Genomic DNA, 16518 nt, shown 5'->3' on the forward strand with positions numbered 1-16518 from the left:
AAAAACAGGGAATCAGTGGCCCTCTGACAGGTAAGGAACAGCGTGGCTTCCGGATCCGATCGCAACCCGATCATCATTGGCGGCCTTCCGAGTCAGGTTCCTGACTTCGATCCCGAGGAAACCCAGGAGTGGCTCGACTCGCTCGACGCCGCCGTGGACGAGCGCGGCCGGGAGCGGGCCCGCTATCTGATGCTCCGCCTGATCGAGCGCGCCCGCGAGCGGCGCGTGGCTGTGCCCGAGATGCGCAGCACGGACTACGTCAACACGATCCCGACCCGGGCCGAGCCGTTCTTCCCGGGCAACGAGGAGATCGAGCGCAAGGTCCTGAACGCGACCCGCTGGAACGCCGCGGTGATGGTCTCCCGCGCCCAGCGCCCGGGCATCGGCGTCGGCGGTCACATCGCCACCTTCGCGTCCTCGGCATCCCTCTACGACGTCGGCTTCAACCACTTCTTCCACGGCAAGGACGACGGCCACGGCGGCGACCAGGTCTTCTTCCAGGGCCACGCCTCCCCCGGCATCTACGCGCGCGCGTTCCTGCTCGACCGGCTCAGCGAGACCCAGCTGGACGGCTTCCGCCAGGAGAAGTCGAAATACCCGGACGGCCTCTCCAGCTACCCGCACCCGCGCTCGATGCCGGACTTCTGGGAGTTCCCGACCGTCTCGATGGGCCTCGGCCCGATCGGCGCCATCTACCAGGCGCGGATGAACCGCTACATGCACGCGCGCGGGATCGCCGACACGTCGAAGTCGCACGTCTGGGCGTTCCTCGGCGACGGCGAGATGGACGAGCCCGAGTCGCTCGGCCAGCTGTCCATCGCCGCCCGCGAGGGCCTGGACAACCTGACCTTCGTCGTCAACTGCAACCTGCAGCGGCTCGACGGCCCGGTGCGCGGCAACGGCAAGATCATCCAGGAGCTGGAGTCCGTCTTCCGGGGCGCCGGCTGGAACGTGATCAAGCTGGTCTGGGACCGCACCTGGGACCCACTGCTCGCCCAGGACCGCGACGGCGTCCTGGTCAACAGGATGAACACGACCCCCGACGGTCAGTTCCAGACCTACGCCACCGAGTCCGGCGCGTACATCCGCGACCACTTCTTCGGCGACGACCAGCGGCTGCGCGCGATGGTCGAGCACATGACCGACGACCAGATCCTGCACCTGGGCCGCGGCGGCCACGACCACCGCAAGATCTACGCGGCGTTCAAGGCGGCCACCGAGCACCGGGGCCAGCCGACGGTCATCCTGGCCAAGACGATCAAGGGCTGGACGCTGGGCCCGAACTTCGAGGGCCGCAACGCCACGCACCAGATGAAGAAGCTGACGGTCGCCGACCTCAAGGGCTTCCGGGACCGCCTGCACCTGCCGATCTCCGACAAGGAGCTGGAGTCCGGCCTGCCGCCGTACTACCACCCGGGCCGGAACTCGGAGGAGATCCAGTACATGCACGACCGGCGCAAGGGTCTCGGCGGCTACGTCCCGACCCGCGTCGTACGCTCCAAGCCGCTCGCCCTTCCGGACGACAAGACGTACGCGACCGTGAAGAAGGGCTCGGGTCAGCAGTCCATCGCCACGACGATGGCGTTCGTACGACTGCTCAAGGACCTCATGCGGGACAAGGAGCTCGGCCGCCGCTTCGTCCTCATCGCGCCGGACGAGTACCGCACCTTCGGCATGGACTCGTTCTTCCCGAGCGCGAAGATCTACAACCCGCTCGGCCAGCAGTACGAGGCGGTCGACCGCGACCTGCTGCTCGCCTACAAGGAGTCGCCGACCGGCCAGATGCTGCACGACGGCATCTCGGAGGCGGGCTGCACGGCCTCGCTGATCGCGGCGGGCTCGGCCTACGCCACGCACGGCGAGCCGCTCATCCCGGTCTACGTCTTCTACTCGATGTTCGGTTTCCAGCGCACCGGCGACCAGTTCTGGCAGATGGCCGACCAGCTGTCGCGCGGTTTCGTCCTGGGTGCGACCGCCGGCCGTACGACCCTGACCGGCGAGGGCCTCCAGCACGCGGACGGCCACTCCCAGCTCCTGGCCTCGACGAACCCCGCCTGCGTCGCCTACGACCCGGCGTACTCGTACGAGATCGCGCACATCGTCCAGGACGGCCTGCGCCGCATGTACGGCGGCGACGCGGAGCACCCGCACGGCGAGGACGTCTTCTACTACCTGACCGTCTACAACGAGCCGATCCAGCACCCGGCCGAGCCGGCCGACGTGGATGTCGAGGGCATCCTCAAGGGTGTGCACCGGATCAGCGCGGGCACGGCGGGCACGGTCGCGGCGCAGATCATGGCGTCGGGCGTGGCGGTCCCGTGGGCGATCGAGGCCCAGAAGATCCTCGCGGAGGACTGGAACGTCAAGGCCGACGTCTGGTCCGCCACCTCCTGGAACGAGCTGCGGCGCGAGGCCGTGGCCTGCGAGGAGCACAACCTGCTGCATCCGGAGGAGGAGCAGCGGACGCCGTGGGTGACGCAGAAGCTGAGCGGCGCCGAGGGTCCGTTCGTGGCCGTGTCCGACTGGATGCGATCGGTTCCGGACCAGATCGCGCGCTGGGTACCGGGCACGTACCAGTCGCTGGGCGCCGACGGGTTCGGCTTCGCCGACACACGGGGCGCGGCGCGCCGCTTCTTCCACATCGACGCGCAGTCGATCGTGGTCGCGGTGCTGACCGAACTGGCCCGTGAGGGCAAGCTCGACCGCTCGGTCCTCAAGCAGGCCATCGACCGGTACCAGCTGCTGGACGTCACGGCGGCGCACCCGGGCGCGGCGGGCGGCGACGCGTAGCCCCCTGACGGGCGGACAGGTCAAGGGCGGCGGGACCGTGGTCTCCGCCGCCCTTGCGATTTCTTTACGATGCGCACATGAAGGAAGAGTCCGCACAGGCGCGTTGGGAGCAGGTCAGTCAACGGCCGTTGCTGGCACTCGCGGTGGCCTTCGCCGTCGCCTACGCGCTGCCGATCGTGGACCGTTCGGCCGGGCACGTCCTCACCGCCGCCTGCACGGTGGCGGAGTGGGTGGTGTGGGGTTCCTTCGCCCTCGACTACCTCGTACGGCTGGCGCTGGCGCCCCGGCGCCGGGAGTTCGTACGGACGCACTGGATAGACCTGTGCGCGGTGGTGCTGCCGCTGCTCCAGCCGCTGCGGCTGCTGCGGCTCGTCGCGACGCTGATGCTGGTGGGGCGGCGGGCGCGGATGGCCTCGCAGATCCGGCTGACGACGTATGTCGTGGGCGCGGTGGTCGGGCTGCTGATGTTCGGGTCGCTGGCCGTGCTCTCGGTGGAACGCGACTCGCCGAACGGGAACATCCGGACGCTGGGTGACGCGCTGTGGTGGTCGTTCACGACGATGACGACGGTGGGGTACGGGGACCACGCGCCGACGACGGGGCTGGGCCGGATGATCGCGGTGGGCCTGATGCTCTCCGGGATCGCCCTGCTGGGAGTGGTGACGGCGAACATCGCGACGTGGTTCATCGCGCGGTTCGAGAAGGACGATGTGGAGGAGCGGCGGCAGACGGAGGCGATCGGGATGCTGACCGAGGAGGTGCGGGCGCTGCGGGTGGAGGTCGCCGCCCTGCGCGAGGGGGTGGCGGCGGGGGGCGGGGTGCGCTCACCGGCGCTGGCCGGGTGCCGCTGCGCCCACCCGTGCCGCCCTGCGGCACGCCTGCCCGCAGCTGAGTAGCCCCGAAAGGGGCGCGGGGAACTGCGCGATCAGCCCCCACCGGGCCGCGGGTCAGAGCGATACGCCACCAGCGCCGGTATCGAGCTCCTCGGGTTCCCGCCCCGTGGGCCTACGCGGCCGCGTGAACGGGGGTACCCGCGCGTTCGTCGCCCGACGGCTGCCATCATCAACTTCCCTGTCCCCATGGACTGTTCGGGTTGATGACCGGGTACCCCTGTTCCGCGTCCGCAGACCTGCGCGCGCTGCCCCCCTCCAGCAGCGCGCCGCGGCCCGCCGTCCTCCCATGCCCTGCGGAGGACTTGACCCACTGTGACCTGCGGCGCGTGCCGAGTGCGAGGAATCTTTAGCGGAGTCACCCTGATAGGCGAACTTCGCCCCAAGAAACCGGACATATCGGCCCGGCGCGTTGCGCTACACGTGCCCGACGCCCGCCCCCGCGTCCGCGTTCTCGCCGCGCTTGGTGAGCAGCGCGACCAGGATCGCGACCGCCGCCACACCCGCCGCGACGAGCGAGGCGAGGCTCATGCCGGAGATGAACGTGTCGTGGGCGACGCCGGCGATCTTCGCGGCGATCGCCTCGGGCGTCCCCTTGGCGACCGGCGCGACACCGACCTGGACCGCCTCGGAGGCCTGGGCCAGCTGCGCCGGGGTCAGCTTCGGCAGCCCCGCGTCGGCCCAGTTGCCCGCCAGGTCGCCGTCGACCTTGGAGGCCATCACGGCGCCGAGGACGGCCGTACCGAGACTGCCGCCGATCTGCATCGCGGCCTGCTGGAGACCGCCGGCCACACCCGAGAGCTCCATCGGGGCGTTGCCGACGATGACCTCCGTGGCGCCGACCATGACCGGCGCCAGGCCGAGGCCGAGCAGCGCGAACCAGAGGGACATGAGCGCGCTGCCGGTGTCCGCCTTCAGCGTGGACATGCCGTACATGGCGATCGCGGTGGCCGCCATGCCGCCGGCCAGCGGGATGCGCGGGCCGAGCTTGGTGATCGCGGCGCCGGCCAGCGGGGAGCCGACGATCATCATGCCGGTGAGCGGGAGGAGGTGGAGGCCGGCGTCGACCGGGTCCATGCCGTGCACGTTCTGGAGGTAGAACGTCACGAAGAACAGGCCGCCCATGAAGGCGATGGCCATCAGGACCATCAGCACCACACCGGCCGACAGCGGGACCGAGCGGAACAGGCCCAGCGGGATGAGCGGTTCCTTGACCTTCGTCTCCCAGAAGGAGAAGAGGGCGAAACCCAGGACCGACGCGACGATGAAGGTCCACGTCTTGCCGTCGCCCCAGCCCCAGCTCGGCGCCTTGATGAGCGCCCAGACCAGGCAGAACATCGCGCCGGAGAGCAGGCCGATGCCGAGCAGGTCGAAGGAGCGCGGCGCGTTCTCGGCGCGGTGGTCGCGCAGGATCAGCACACCGAGGACGAGGGCGGTCAGGCCGACCGGCACGTTGATGAAGAACACCGACTGCCAGCTGACGTGCTGCACCAGCACACCGCCGAGGATCGGGCCGCCCGCGGTGGAGGCGCCGATGACCATGCCCCAGATGCCGATCGCCATGTTGAGCTTCTCGGCCGGGAAGGTGGCCCGCAGCAGGCCGAGCGCGGCCGGCATCAGCAGCGCGCCGAACAGGCCCTGGAAGACGCGGAAGGTGACGACCAGGCCGATGCTGTCGGAGAGGCCGATGGCACCGGAGGCGGCGGCGAAGCCGACGACGCCGATCAGGAAGGTCTGCCGGTGGCCGAAGCGGTCGCCGAGCTTGCCCGCGGTGATCAGGGAGACCGCGAGGGCCAGGAAGTAGCCGTTGGTGATCCACTGCACCTGGGCGAAGGTGGCGCCGAGGTCCTTCTGGATCGCGGGGTTGGCGATGGCCACGATGGTGCCGTCGAGGGCGACCATCATGACCCCGACGGCGACGGTTATCAGGGTGAACCAGGGGTGGCCGCGCAGGCCGGAGGCCGGCGGCTGTTCCGGCAGGGCTGCCGGCGCCTTGTCCCCCGCCCCCGCCGTGTCGATCGTGGTCTGACTAGTCATGCGTGCGAGGCTAGTGACAGCCACTGACAGTTGACAAACAAATTCACTAGTCAGTAACTGTCAGGCATGGAAACGCTGCGCGAACGCAAGAAACAGCGCACCCGGGACGCGCTGCTGCGCTCCGCGCTCGAACTGTTCGTGACCCGGGGCTACGAGCACACCACCGTCGACGAGATCGCCGAGTCCGTCGACGTCTCCCAGCGCACCTTCTTCCGCTACTTCGCCAGCAAGGAGGACGTGGCCTTCTTCGTGCCACGGCTCACCGAGGCGCACTACATCGAGGCGGTGCGCCGGCGCCCGCCCGAGGAGACCCCGCTGGAGGCGCTGCGCCTGTCCGTCATGGACAGCTGGGACACCATCGAGGAGGCCATCGAGCGGTACGTCCCGGTCGAGCTGTTCCTGCGCACGTACAAGATGATCGAGGCGACCCCGGTCCTGTTCGCCGCCCATCTGCGACGCCAGGCGGAGACGGAGGAGGAGATCGCGCGGATCGTCGCCGAGCGGGAGGGCGTCGACCCGGACACCGACCCCCGGCCGCGGCTCGTGGTCGCCGTGTTCGGCGCGATCATCCGGGTCACCGAGCGGCACTGGTCGGTCGGCGAGGACTTCAGCGTCACGGCGATCCGCGAACTCACCGCGTCGTACCTCGATCAGGTGGGACCGGCGCTCACCGGGAACTGGCGCGCCGGCTGAACCCGTCCACACGGGCCTGAGACCGGCCTCACGTTTGCCAAAACGTGATAACCGTCACTCAGTTACCGCGAGACCCCTTCGTTCTCCTAGTGTGTCCTCCCAGTGACTTCCTTCGACACCTCCCCGCCGCTCAACGTCTGGCGCACTCTGCTCGCCCTGGCCGTGGTGTTCGTGATGCTCGCGACCACCGGCTGGACCGCCCTGCGCACGCACCGCGAGACCACCGCCCTGCAGACCTCCCTCGCCAAGTGGGAGCACGGCAGCGTCCACGGCCTGCATCTGCCGGACCCGGAGGCGTCGCCCGCGCGGCTCACCCGGTTCTTCGCGTCCCTCACCGCGCAGGAGCGCGACCGGCTCGTGCACCGATACCCGCTCGCGGTGGGCAACATGAACGGCGCCCCGGTCGAACTGCGCTACCGCGCCAACGACATCGCCCTCGCCCAGCAGCGCGCCGTCGAGAAGAAACGCATGCACGACCCACGGCTCAGCGCGGCCGGGCAGCAGGACGCGGGCCGTCGTATGCACCGCTACGAGGCGCTGATGACGAAGGGCCGGCAGATCCTCGCCTTCGACCCGGACGGCAGCGGCCGGGTCGCGGAGGTGTTCGGCGACCTCACCAGGGCCGAGCGGATCTCCGTCGTCGTCCCCGGCGTCGACACCGACCTGCTCACCTTCCAGAAGACGTACCGCCAGTACACCGCGCCGGTCGGCATGGCCCGGGCGCTGTACAAGGCGGAGCGCACGGCGAGCCCCACGACCCGCACGGCGGTGATCGCCTGGGCCGACTACACCGCGCCCGACGGTCTCGGCGTGGACGCGGCGACCGGGATGGCCGCCGAGCAGGGCGCCGTACGCCTCAACGCACTGCTGCGCGCGCTGCCCGGCGACGCGCCGGTGTCGATGTTCTGCCACAGCTACGGCTCGGTGGTCTGCGGGGTGGCCGCGCACGCCATGCCGGACCGGGTGGCCGACATAGCGGTGGCCGCGAGCCCCGGGATGCGCGTCGAGAACGCCTCCCACCTGGGCACCTCGGCCCGGGTGTGGGCGATGCGGGACGCCACCGACTGGATCCAGGACGTCCCCTACCTGGAGCTCGGCGGACTCGGCCACGGCGCCGACCCCGTCTCCTCCTCCTTCGGCGCCCGGGTGCTGTCGGCGCACGACGCCCAGGGACACGCCGGTTACTTCGAGCCGGGCACGGACAGCCTGCGCAACCTCGCCGACGTCGGGGTCGGCGCATACGGCGCGGTGACGTGCGCCCACGACGATGACGGGTGCCGGGCGGGTTTGTCCGGCACGTTGATGGCCGGACGCGCGTAGAGACAGCAGGAAGTGCGGTATGCGCGGGGATGGGACTGGGAAGCACGTGCCGCATACGATGAGCCGCATGGGTGACGTACTGGCCGGATTTCATGCCGCCTGGGAGTTCGAGTCCGACTCCGTGCTCATCCGCTACGAACGGGGGATTCGAACACCCAAGCTGTTCCAGAGCCTGGGTGAACGCCGGGTGCCGCTGGCCGCGCTGGAGGGCGTGACGCTCACGCCGGGGAAGCGGGGCACGGTCGTACTCCGGGCCGAACCACGCCCCGGCGCGGATCCGCTGCTCGAGGCGGCGGCCGGACAGCTGAAGGACGGCAGCGACCCGTACCGCCTGGTGCTCCCGGCCGAGCGGGCGACCCTCGCCGAGTACTACGCCGACGAACTGCGACCGCTGCTCACCGCGTCCGGCCCGGCGGAAGGGTTTCTGGTCGCCGCACCCGAGGGGCCCCGGCAGTTCAAGGCGTACGACGGGAAGGCGACCTTCGACGGCAGGGCCGTGCACTTCCGGTGGTCGTGGACGGGTGCGTCCACGGCGAAGTGGAAGGCCGGCGACCAGAGCTTCGCGGTCGCCGACCTGGCGGGGGTGGAGTGGCGGTCGCCGGAGGTCTTCGAGGGGCATCTGCGACTGCTGCGGCGGGACCTCGCGGGGGCGACGCCGACGGTCCCGGCCGACCAGGATCCGGCGACCGTGGTGTTCGGGCTCGGGTACGGCCCGGTGCACGAGTCGCTGCCGTTCGCGGCGGCCGTGCTGGAGGCCCTGCGGGCCAAGGGGGCCGCTGCGGTGCCGGTGCAGGCGGGGCGGCGGGACCCCGCCGACATCGCCGAGCGGATCCGTCATCTGGGAGAGCTGCATCAGGCGGGGCTGGTCACCGATGAGGAGTTCGCTGCGAAGAAGGCGGAGTTGTTGGCCGAGTTGTGAGGGGTGGCGGTTCGGCTGCGGGCCGGTGGGGGCTGGTCGCGCAGTTCCCCGCGCCCCTTACGGGGCGCCATCGTGAAGGGCGCTTCAGCTGCCGCCTGTCTCATAGAAGCTGATCTTTCGGTCCAGGACCGACAAGGTGTCGTGCAGTTCGGCGATTCTCGACACGACGTCCCTGCGCGTCTGCTCCAGCAGCTCGCGGCGCTCGGGGTAGGTCGTCTCGCCCTCTCTCACCAGTTCCGCGTACCTCACCATGTCCGCCACCGGCATGCCGGTCAGGCGGAGCTTGGTCACGAAGTCCAGCCAGTCCAGGTCGCGGTTGCTGTAGCGGCGCTGGCCGGTGTGGGAGCGGTCGATGTGGGACATCAGGCCGATCCGCTCGTACCAGCGCAGGGTGTGGGCGGTCAGGCCGGTGAAGGCGACGACCTCGCTGATCGTGTAGCGGTCCTGGCCCTCCGGACGCGGATGCCGCCGGGGTGGGGCGGAACAGATGTCGGCGGGCGTGCGGTCGGGCTGCTGGGTGGGGGCCGCGGTCGTGGTCTGCATCACCGTCATACGCCCACGCTATGACCTTGGAGTGCACTCGAAGCAAGCGGAACGCGTCAAGAAATACGCGCGACGAGCAGGGCGGGCGGTGGCTAGCGTGCGGGGCATGAGCCTCGTACGCCGTGCCACGGCCGAGGACGCGGCGGAAGTGCTGCGTCTGCGCCAGGTGATGATCGACGCGCTGCCCGGTGGGGAGGGCTCCACAGGATGGCATGCGGGGGCACGGCCCGCGCTGGAGGAGAAGCTCGGCGAGCCGGACGGGGACTTCGCCGCGTTCGTCGTCGACCATCCGGACCGGCCGGGGGCGCTGGCCGCGCTGGTCGCCGGGACCGTCGACTACCGGATCGGCAAGGCGGGCAACCCGCACGGCCGCTCCGGGTACGTCTTCAGCGTGGCCACCGACCCGGACGCCCGCCGGCGCGGGTACGCGCGCGCGTGCATGGAGGAGCTGCTGGCGTGGTTCCGTGAGCGGGGCGCGGGGCAGGTCATGCTGACCGCGTCCGCCGAGGCCGAGCCGCTCTACGCCGCGCTCGGCTTCGTCCACAAGCCGGACCCCACGATGACCCTGGTGCTCTGAGCCGCTTAGGGTCGTAGGCATGTCCTTGAACAGCCTCGCGTCGATCGAGAACTGGCCCGTCCCCACCGCCGCGGCGGGTGTCGTACGCACCGACGGAACGGTCCTCGGTACTCACGGGCCGGTCGGACAGCGCTTCCCGCTGGCCTCCGTCACCAAGCCGCTCGCGGCGTACGCGGTGCTCGTCGCGTACGAGGAGGGGGCGGTCGAACTCGACGAGCCGGCGGGGCCGGAGGGGGCGACCCTACGGCATCTGCTCGCCCACACCTCGGGGCTGGCCTTCGACGAGCACCGGGTGACGGCGCCGCCCGGGGAGCGGCGGCTGTACTCCAACGCCGGGTTCGAGGTGCTCGGGGACCATGTCGCCAAGGCGACGGAGATGCCGTTCGCCGAGTATGCGCGGCAGGCGGTGCTGGAGCCGCTGGGCATGACGTCGACGTCGCTGGAGGGCTCACCGGCGAAGGACGGCGTGTCCTCGGTGCCGGACCTGCTCCGCTTCGCGGCGGAGCTGCAGGCGCCGAGGCTGCTGGATCCGCGGACGGTGGCGGAGGCGACGCTGACCGTCCAGTACCCGGGGACGAAGGGGGTGCTGCCGGGGTACGGGCACCAGAGCCCGAACGACTGGGGTCTGGGCTTCGAGATCCGGGATTCCAAGTCGCCGCACTGGACGGGGGCTTCGTCCTCGCCGCGGACGTTCGGGCACTTCGGGCAGGCGGGGACGTTCCTGTGGGTGGACCCGGAGGCGGGGCTGGCGTGCGTCGCCCTGACGGATCGCGCCTTCGGCCCTTGGGCAGTTGAGGCGTGGCCGGTGTTCACGGATTCGGTGCTGGCGGAGCTGCGCGGCTGACGTCGGCTGGGGCCGGGGGGGACGCTTACCGGCGCTTGCAGGGTGCCGCTGCGCCCACCCGTGCCGCCCTGCGGCACGCCTGCCCGCAGCTGAGTAGCCCCGTAAGGGGCGCGGGGAACTGCGCGAGCAGCCCCCACCGGGCCGCGGCCGAACGACGAGTCGCAGCTACCCCGCCACCATCTCCCACATCAGCAGCTCCGCCGGCGTCAGCCCCTCCGCCGCCAAGTCCTTCGCCCCCACCACCCGAACCGAATCCCCCGGCCCCAACTCCTCCCCGCCCACACGCACTTCGCCCCGCACGACATGGACGTACGCATACGCCCCGTCCGGCACCGCCGTCCGCTCCCCCGCCCCCAGGCGGCGGACGTGCAGCATCGCGCCGGCCTCCGGGACCGCGTAGGGGGTCGAGTCGGCGATGCCGCGGACGATCTCGTACGACGGTTCGCCGCCGGGCCGCACCGGTGCCAGCCACATCTGGACGAAGGTCAGGGGCAGCTCCCCGTCGTTGCGCTCCACGTGGCGGACGCCCCCCGCTGCGCTCAGCCGCTGCACGTCGCCGTGGCGCACCACCGTCTCGTTGCCCGCCGAGTCGCGGTGGGTGAGCTCGCCCTCGACCACCCACGTCACGATCTCGGTGTGGCTGTGCGGATGCTCGTCGAAGCCCGCGCCCGGCGCCAGACGCTCCTCGTTGCAGGCGATGACCGCCGCGAAACGCAGGTTGTCGGGGTCGTAGTGCGGGCCGAAGGAGAAGGCGTGCGACGACTCGATTCCGGTCGCCGGGTCGCCTCCCGGGTAGCGCTGCGCCGCGCGCCGTACGTCCATCACGGAACCACGGTAGACCGCAGTCGGCACCCGGCGGCGCATGCTCCCGTCCGGATAAGGCAGTCTTGTCCCCGTGCCCGAACCCGTAATGCGCAAGTCCGACCCCTCGGCTCATCAGGTCCACCCGCACTCCGCGACCCTGAAGCGGCTGGAGAAGTCGTCCGGCAGCCTCGCCGCCCAGGCCATCGCGCGCATGGACGAGACCCTGTCGTGGTACCGGGCCATGCCCCCGGAGAACCGCTCCTGGATCGGGCTCGTCGCCCAGGCGGGCATCGCGGCCTTCACCGAGTGGTTCCGGCACCCGGACGCTCCGCAGGCGATCTCGACGGACGTGTTCGGGACCGCGCCGCGGGAGCTGACCCGGGCGATCACCCTGCGGCAGACCGTGGAGATGGTGCGGACCACCATCGAGGTCATGGAGAGCGCGATCGACGAGGTCGCGGCTCCGGGAGACGAGCGCGTGCTGCGCGAGGCGCTGCTCGTGTACGCCCGTGAGATCGCCTTCGCCACCGCCCAGGTGTACGCCCAGGCCGCCGAGGCACGCGGTGCCTGGGACGCCCGGCTGGAGTCGCTGGTGGTCAACGCGGTGCTCAGCGGGGAGGCGGACGAGGGGGCGGTGAGCAGGGCCGCGGCGCTGGGGTGGAACTCGCCCGACCATGTGTGCGTGGTGCTCGGGACCGCGCCCGAGGGGGACAGCGAGCTGACCGTCGAGGCGATCCGGCGGGCCTCCCGGCACGCCAAGCTCCAGGTGCTGACCGGGGTGCTCGGGGACCGGCTCGTCGTCATCGCGGGCGGCAACGACAATCCGCTGGCCGTGGCCAAGTCGCTGATCGGGCCGTACGCCGCGGGACCGGTCGTCGCGGGGCCGGTGGTGCCGGATCTGCTGGCCGCCACGCGGTCCGCGCAGGCCGCCGCCGCGGGGCTCAAGGCCTGTTCCGCCTGGCAGGACGCGCCGCGGCCGGTGCTGGCGGACGATCTCCTTCCGGAGCGCGCCATCGCGGGCGATCCGAGCGCGCGCGAGCAGTTGGTGGAGGAGATCTACAGACCACTGGAAGAAGCCGGTTCGGCGCTGCTGGAAACGCTGAGCGTCTATCTGGAACAGGCGAGCAGCCTGGAGGGCGCGGCCCGGATGCTCTTCGTTCACCCGAACACCGTGCGCTACCGGCTTCGACGTGTGACTGACGTCACCGGGTGGTCGCCGTCCGATGTACGATCCGCCTTCACACTGCGGATCGCGCTGATCCTGGGGCGTCTGGTCGATGGAGATCTCCAGCCATAGGATTTTGTCGGGGGTCCACAAAACCCCTTCGTGTTCTTCGTCCCTGTCCCCACGGGCGGCCGTGGCCGTCCCCAAGAGAGAGTGTGAGAGTGCTCGTACTCGTCGCTCCCGGCCAGGGCGCCCAGACCCCTGGCTTCCTGACCCCCTGGCTCGACCTTCCCGGTGTCGAGGACCGTCTGCGCGCCTGGTCGGACGCCATCGGTCTCGATCTGGTGCACTACGGCACGCATGCCGACGCGGACGAGATCCGGGACACCGCGATCGCCCAGCCGCTGCTCGTCGCCGCGGGACTCGTCTCCGGCGCGGCACTCGGTGACATGGCGAACATCGCCCCGGGCGCGGTCGCCGGGCACAGTGTCGGTGAGATCACCGCCGCCGCCTTCGCGGGCGTCCTGGACGACACCGCCGCGCTGACCCTCGTACGCAAGCGCGGGCTCGCGATGGCCGAGGCGGCCGCGATCACCGAGACCGGCATGTCGGCGCTGCTCGGCGGCGACCCGGAGGTCTCCGTCGCGCACCTGGAGAAGCTCGGTCTGACCCCGGCGAACATCAACGGTGCAGGGCAGATCGTCGCGGCCGGAACCCTGGAGCAGCTCGCAGCACTCAACGAGGACAAGCCCGAGGGTGTCCGCAAGGTCGTCGCCCTCAAGGTCGCCGGTGCCTTCCACACGCACCACATGGGCCCGGCGGTCGAGAAGCTGGCCGAGGCCGCCGAGGAGCTCACGCCCCTCGACCCGAAGTTCACCTACGTCTCCAACAAGGACGGGCAGACCGTCGCGTCCGGCGAGGAGATCGTGGCGCGGCTGGTCGGCCAGGTCGCCAACCCGGTCCGCTGGGACCTGTGCATGGAGACGTTCAAGGAGCTCGGCGTCACCGCCTTCCTGGAGGTGTGCCCCGGCGGCACCCTGACCGGCCTGGCCAAGCGCGCCCTGCCCGGTGTGAAGACGCTGGCCCTCAAGACCCCCGACGACCTCGACGCGGCCCGCGAGCTCATCGCCGAGCACAGCTGAGTTAGGAGCCCACTGCGATGTCGAAGATCAAGCCCAGCAAGGGTGCCCCGTACGCGCGCATCCTCGGTGTCGGCGGCTACCGCCCGATCCGTGTGGTGCCGAACGAGGTGATCCTGGAGACGATCGACTCCTCCGACGAGTGGATCCGGTCGCGCTCGGGCATCGAGACCCGGCACTGGGCGGGCCCGGACGAGACCGTCGCCGCGATGTCCATCGAGGCCTCCGGCAAGGCGATCGCGGACGCGGGCATCGACGCCGAGCAGATCGGCGCCGTGGTCGTCTCGACCGTCTCGCACTTCAGCCAGACTCCGGCCGTCGCCACCGAGATCGCCGACAAGCTGGGCACGAACAAGGCGGCCGCCTTCGACATCTCCGCCGGCTGCGCGGGCTTCGGCTACGGCCTGACGCTCGCCAAGGGCATGGTGGTGGAAGGTTCCGCCGAGTACGTGCTCGTCATCGGCGTGGAGCGGCTCAGCGACCTGACCGACCTGGAGGACCGGGCCACGGCCTTCCTGTTCGGCGACGGCGCGGGCGCGGTCGTGGTCGGCCCCTCGCAGGAGCCGGCGATCGGCCCGACGGTCTGGGGCTCGGAGGGCGACAAGTCCGAGACCATCAAGCAGACCGTCCCGTGGGACCGTTTCCGGATCGGTGACGTGTCCGAGCTTCCGCTGGACAGCCAGGGCAACGTCAAGTTCCCGGCGATCACGCAGGAGGGCCAGGCGGTGTTCCGCTGGGCCGTGTTCGAGATGGCGAAGGTCGCTCAGCAGGCGCTGGACGCGGCCGGGATCAGCGCGGACGACCTGGACGTCTTCATCCCGCACCAGGCCAATGTGCGGATCATCGACTCGATGGTGAAGACTCTCAAGCTGCCGGGGCATGTCACGGTCGCCCGTGACATCCGCACCACCGGCAACACCTCGGCCGCCTCGATCCCGCTCGCGATGGAGCGGCTCCTGGCGACCGGCGAGGCGAAGAGCGGCGACACCGCGCTCGTCATCGGGTTCGGGGCGGGTCTCGTCTACGCCGCCACTGTCGTTACCCTCCCCTAGGCACTCCGTGCCGGATCATGCATCCGGTGCGGGACGCCGACTGCAACACCGCAGCAACCGTCTGGAACATCTAAGAAGGAGCGCCTGACATGGCCGCCACTCAGGAAGAGATCGTCGAAGGTCTCGCCGAGATCGTGAACGAGATCGCCGGCATCCCGGTTGAGGACGTCCAGCTGGACAAGTCCTTCACCGACGACCTGGACGTCGACTCGCTGTCCATGGTCGAGGTCGTCGTCGCCGCTGAAGAGCGCTTCGACGTCAAGATCCCGGACGAGGACGTCAAGAACCTCAAGACCGTCGGCGACGCGACCGACTACATCCTCAAGCACCAGGCCTGAGGCAGTTAACTAGCCTCCGGCTGCAATGCCCCGCCACCCGGCGGTGGCGCCGTCGAATCCCGTATCCGTTGGAGAAAGAATTCCCGTGAGCCCGACCAATCGCACCGTGGTCGTCACCGGTATCGGCGCAACCACACCGCTGGGTGGCGACGCAGCTTCGTTCTGGGAGGCCCTGGTCGCCGGCAAGTCCGGCGTCCGCCTCCTGGAGCAGGACTGGGCGGCCGAGCTGCCCGTCCGTATCGCGGCGCAGATCGCCGTCGAACCGGGCGAGATCATCCCCCGTCCGCAGGCCCGCAAGCTGGACCGGTCCGCGCAGTTCGCGCTGATCGCCGCCAAGGAGGCCTGGAAGGACGCCGGTTTCACCGCCAGGGCCGGTGAGGACGCGTCCGCCGACCCCGACCGGGTCGGCGCCGTCATCGCCTCCGGCATCGGCGGTGTGACGACCCTGCTGGACCAGTACGACGTGCTCAAGGAGAAGGGCGTACGCCGTGTCTCCCCGCACACCGTGCCGATGCTGATGCCCAACTCGCCGGCCGCCAACGTCGGTATCGAGCTGGGTGCGCGGGCCGGTGTGCACACGCCCGTGTCGGCCTGCGCCTCCGGCGCCGAGGCCATCGGGTACGCCATCGAGATGATCCGCACCGGGCGTGCGGACATCGTCGTGGCCGGCGGGACGGAGGCCGCGGTGCACCCGCTGCCGATCGCCGCGTTCGGCAACATGATGGCGATGTCCAAGAACAACGACGACCCCGAGGGTGCGTCGCGTCCCTACGACTCCGGCCGTGACGGCTTCGTCCTCGGTGAGGGCGCGGGCGTGATCGTCCTGGAGTCCGAGGAGCACGCGAAGGCGCGCGGGGCGCGCGTCTACGCCGAGGCCGTGGGCCAGGGCATCTCGGCCGACGCGCACCACATCACGCAGCCCGAGCCGTCGGGCAACGGCATCGCGCACGCGCTGCAGAACCTGCTCGACAGCACGGATCTGAAGCCGGCCGAGATCGTGCACGTGAATGCTCACGCGACGTCGACGCCTCAGGGTGACGTCGCCGAGATCAAGGCGCTGCGGAAGGTGTTCGGCGACGACGTCGACCACATGGCCATCTCCGCGACCAAGTCGATGACCGGTCACCTGCTGGGTGGTGCCGGTGGTATCGAGACCGTCGCGTCGATCCTGGCGCTGGTGAACCGGACGGCTCCGCCGACCATCAACCTCGACGACCTCGACCCCGAGGTCAACGCGGACGTGGTGCGGGGCGAGGCTCGGCAGCTGCCCGAGGGCAGGATCGCCGCGCTGAACGACTCGTTCGGGTTCGGCGGGCACAACGTGGTGCTGGCGTTCAGGACGATCTGAGAAGCGCCGTTTCAAAGCTTGTGGCCCGGACTCTGAAGAAGAGTCCGGGCCACAGTGCG

Annotated in this window: 15 protein-coding genes; 12 read left to right on the forward strand and 3 right to left on the reverse strand. The window is 70.4% G+C overall.

The features are described 5' to 3' along the window. The first annotated feature begins 42 nt into the window (after positions 1 to 42). Together aceE and KVT45_RS26635 are read left to right on the forward strand one after the other, a co-directional pair. Complete coding sequence (gene aceE, locus KVT45_RS26630) at positions 43 to 2790, forward strand: pyruvate dehydrogenase (acetyl-transferring), homodimeric type (RefSeq protein WP_217551610.1); 2748 nt, start codon at positions 43 to 45, stop codon at positions 2788 to 2790. Between the two features lie 77 nt (positions 2791 to 2867). Continuing rightward, entirely contained in the window at positions 2868 to 3686 is an 819-nt protein-coding gene (locus KVT45_RS26635) for a potassium channel family protein (protein ID WP_217551611.1), read from the forward strand. A 411-nt stretch (positions 3687 to 4097) separates the two neighbouring features. On the opposite strand, the gene KVT45_RS26640 is transcribed toward KVT45_RS26635, so the two are convergent. After that, a complete protein-coding gene (locus KVT45_RS26640; protein WP_217551612.1) occupies positions 4098 to 5717 on the reverse strand; it encodes an MFS transporter in 1620 nt (539 codons plus the stop codon). Between the two features lie 66 nt (positions 5718 to 5783). On the opposite strand from KVT45_RS26640, the gene KVT45_RS26645 reads away from it, so the two are divergent. From KVT45_RS26645 to KVT45_RS26655, 3 genes are all read left to right on the forward strand, one after another. After that, positions 5784 to 6410 carry a TetR family transcriptional regulator gene (locus tag KVT45_RS26645; protein WP_217551613.1) on the forward strand — a complete coding sequence of 209 codons (627 nt, stop codon included), beginning with the start codon at positions 5784 to 5786 and terminating at the stop codon, positions 6408 to 6410. Between the two features lie 102 nt (positions 6411 to 6512). Then, positions 6513 to 7730 (forward strand): alpha/beta hydrolase, encoded by a 1218-nt coding sequence (locus tag KVT45_RS26650; RefSeq protein WP_217551614.1) that lies wholly within the window; start codon positions 6513 to 6515, stop codon positions 7728 to 7730. 67 nt (positions 7731 to 7797) lie between these two features. Further along, on the forward strand, positions 7798 to 8649 hold the full coding sequence (locus tag KVT45_RS26655; protein WP_217551615.1) for a DUF4429 domain-containing protein: 852 nt from the start codon (positions 7798 to 7800) through the stop codon (positions 8647 to 8649). Between the two features lie 84 nt (positions 8650 to 8733). On the opposite strand, the gene KVT45_RS26660 is transcribed toward KVT45_RS26655, so the two are convergent. Further along, positions 8734 to 9201 (reverse strand): MerR family transcriptional regulator, encoded by a 468-nt coding sequence (locus KVT45_RS26660; RefSeq protein ID WP_217551616.1) that lies wholly within the window; start codon positions 9199 to 9201, stop codon positions 8734 to 8736. A gap of 97 nt (positions 9202 to 9298) precedes the next feature. Here KVT45_RS26660 and KVT45_RS26665 point away from each other — a divergent pair, with 97 nt between their 5' ends. Both KVT45_RS26665 and KVT45_RS26670 read left to right on the forward strand, forming a co-directional pair. Then, entirely contained in the window at positions 9299 to 9769 is a 471-nt protein-coding gene (locus KVT45_RS26665; RefSeq protein WP_217551617.1) for a GNAT family N-acetyltransferase, read from the forward strand. A gap of 19 nt (positions 9770 to 9788) precedes the next feature. Further along, positions 9789 to 10613, forward strand: coding sequence for a serine hydrolase (locus tag KVT45_RS26670; RefSeq protein ID WP_217551618.1), 825 nt, complete (start codon positions 9789 to 9791; stop codon positions 10611 to 10613). 165 nt (positions 10614 to 10778) lie between these two features. Here the strand turns inward: KVT45_RS26670 and KVT45_RS26675 are convergent, their stop codons facing one another. Next, positions 10779 to 11435, reverse strand: a complete 657-nt coding sequence (locus KVT45_RS26675; RefSeq protein ID WP_217551703.1) for a pirin family protein — start codon at positions 11433 to 11435, stop codon at positions 10779 to 10781. A gap of 88 nt (positions 11436 to 11523) precedes the next feature. On the opposite strand from KVT45_RS26675, the gene KVT45_RS26680 reads away from it, so the two are divergent. The 5 genes from KVT45_RS26680 to fabF all read left to right on the forward strand — a co-directional run bounded on the left by KVT45_RS26680 (position 11524) and on the right by fabF (position 16459). Then, the gene (locus tag KVT45_RS26680; RefSeq protein ID WP_217551704.1) at positions 11524 to 12714 is read left to right on the forward strand and encodes a CdaR family transcriptional regulator; all 1191 of its coding nucleotides are present in this window, start codon (positions 11524 to 11526) and stop codon (positions 12712 to 12714) included. Positions 12715 to 12803: 89 nt separating this feature from the next. Beyond that, positions 12804 to 13724, forward strand: coding sequence for an ACP S-malonyltransferase (locus KVT45_RS26685; RefSeq protein WP_217551619.1), 921 nt, complete (start codon positions 12804 to 12806; stop codon positions 13722 to 13724). Between the two features lie 17 nt (positions 13725 to 13741). Continuing rightward, positions 13742 to 14773, forward strand: coding sequence for a ketoacyl-ACP synthase III (locus tag KVT45_RS26690; protein ID WP_217551620.1), 1032 nt, complete (start codon positions 13742 to 13744; stop codon positions 14771 to 14773). 89 nt (positions 14774 to 14862) lie between these two features. Next, positions 14863 to 15111: an acyl carrier protein gene (locus KVT45_RS26695; protein WP_046425089.1), complete on the forward strand. Its 249-nt coding sequence runs from the start codon at positions 14863 to 14865 to the stop codon at positions 15109 to 15111. A gap of 85 nt (positions 15112 to 15196) precedes the next feature. Further along, a complete protein-coding gene (gene fabF, locus KVT45_RS26700; protein ID WP_217551621.1) occupies positions 15197 to 16459 on the forward strand; it encodes a beta-ketoacyl-ACP synthase II in 1263 nt (420 codons plus the stop codon). Positions 16460 to 16518 lie beyond the last annotated feature (59 nt).

It is taken from the genome of Streptomyces sp. GbtcB6 (genome assembly GCF_019091475.1).
Lineage (GTDB): Bacteria > Actinomycetota > Actinomycetes > Streptomycetales > Streptomycetaceae > Streptomyces > Streptomyces hyaluromycini.

Bases quoted from the DNA above. Each gene is read 5' to 3' on its own strand.
- KVT45_RS26670 (WP_217551618.1), top strand. From the start codon at position 9,789: ATGTCCTTGAACAGCCTCGCGTCGATCGAGAACTGGCCCGTCCCCACC.
- KVT45_RS26690 (WP_217551620.1), top strand. From the start codon at position 13,742: ATGTCGAAGATCAAGCCCAGCAAGGGTGCCCCGTACGCGCGCATCCTC.
- KVT45_RS26675 (WP_217551703.1), bottom strand. From the start codon at position 11,435: ATGGACGTACGGCGCGCGGCGCAGCGCTACCCGGGAGGCGACCCGGCG.
- KVT45_RS26635 (WP_217551611.1), top strand. From the start codon at position 2,868: ATGAAGGAAGAGTCCGCACAGGCGCGTTGGGAGCAGGTCAGTCAACGG.
- KVT45_RS26660 (WP_217551616.1), bottom strand. From the start codon at position 9,201: ATGACGGTGATGCAGACCACGACCGCGGCCCCCACCCAGCAGCCCGAC.
- KVT45_RS26645 (WP_217551613.1), top strand. From the start codon at position 5,784: ATGGAAACGCTGCGCGAACGCAAGAAACAGCGCACCCGGGACGCGCTG.
- KVT45_RS26680 (WP_217551704.1), top strand. From the start codon at position 11,524: ATGCGCAAGTCCGACCCCTCGGCTCATCAGGTCCACCCGCACTCCGCG.
- KVT45_RS26665 (WP_217551617.1), top strand. From the start codon at position 9,299: ATGAGCCTCGTACGCCGTGCCACGGCCGAGGACGCGGCGGAAGTGCTG.
- KVT45_RS26640 (WP_217551612.1), bottom strand. From the start codon at position 5,717: ATGACTAGTCAGACCACGATCGACACGGCGGGGGCGGGGGACAAGGCG.
- KVT45_RS26695 (WP_046425089.1), top strand. From the start codon at position 14,863: ATGGCCGCCACTCAGGAAGAGATCGTCGAAGGTCTCGCCGAGATCGTG.
- KVT45_RS26655 (WP_217551615.1), top strand. From the start codon at position 7,798: ATGGGTGACGTACTGGCCGGATTTCATGCCGCCTGGGAGTTCGAGTCC.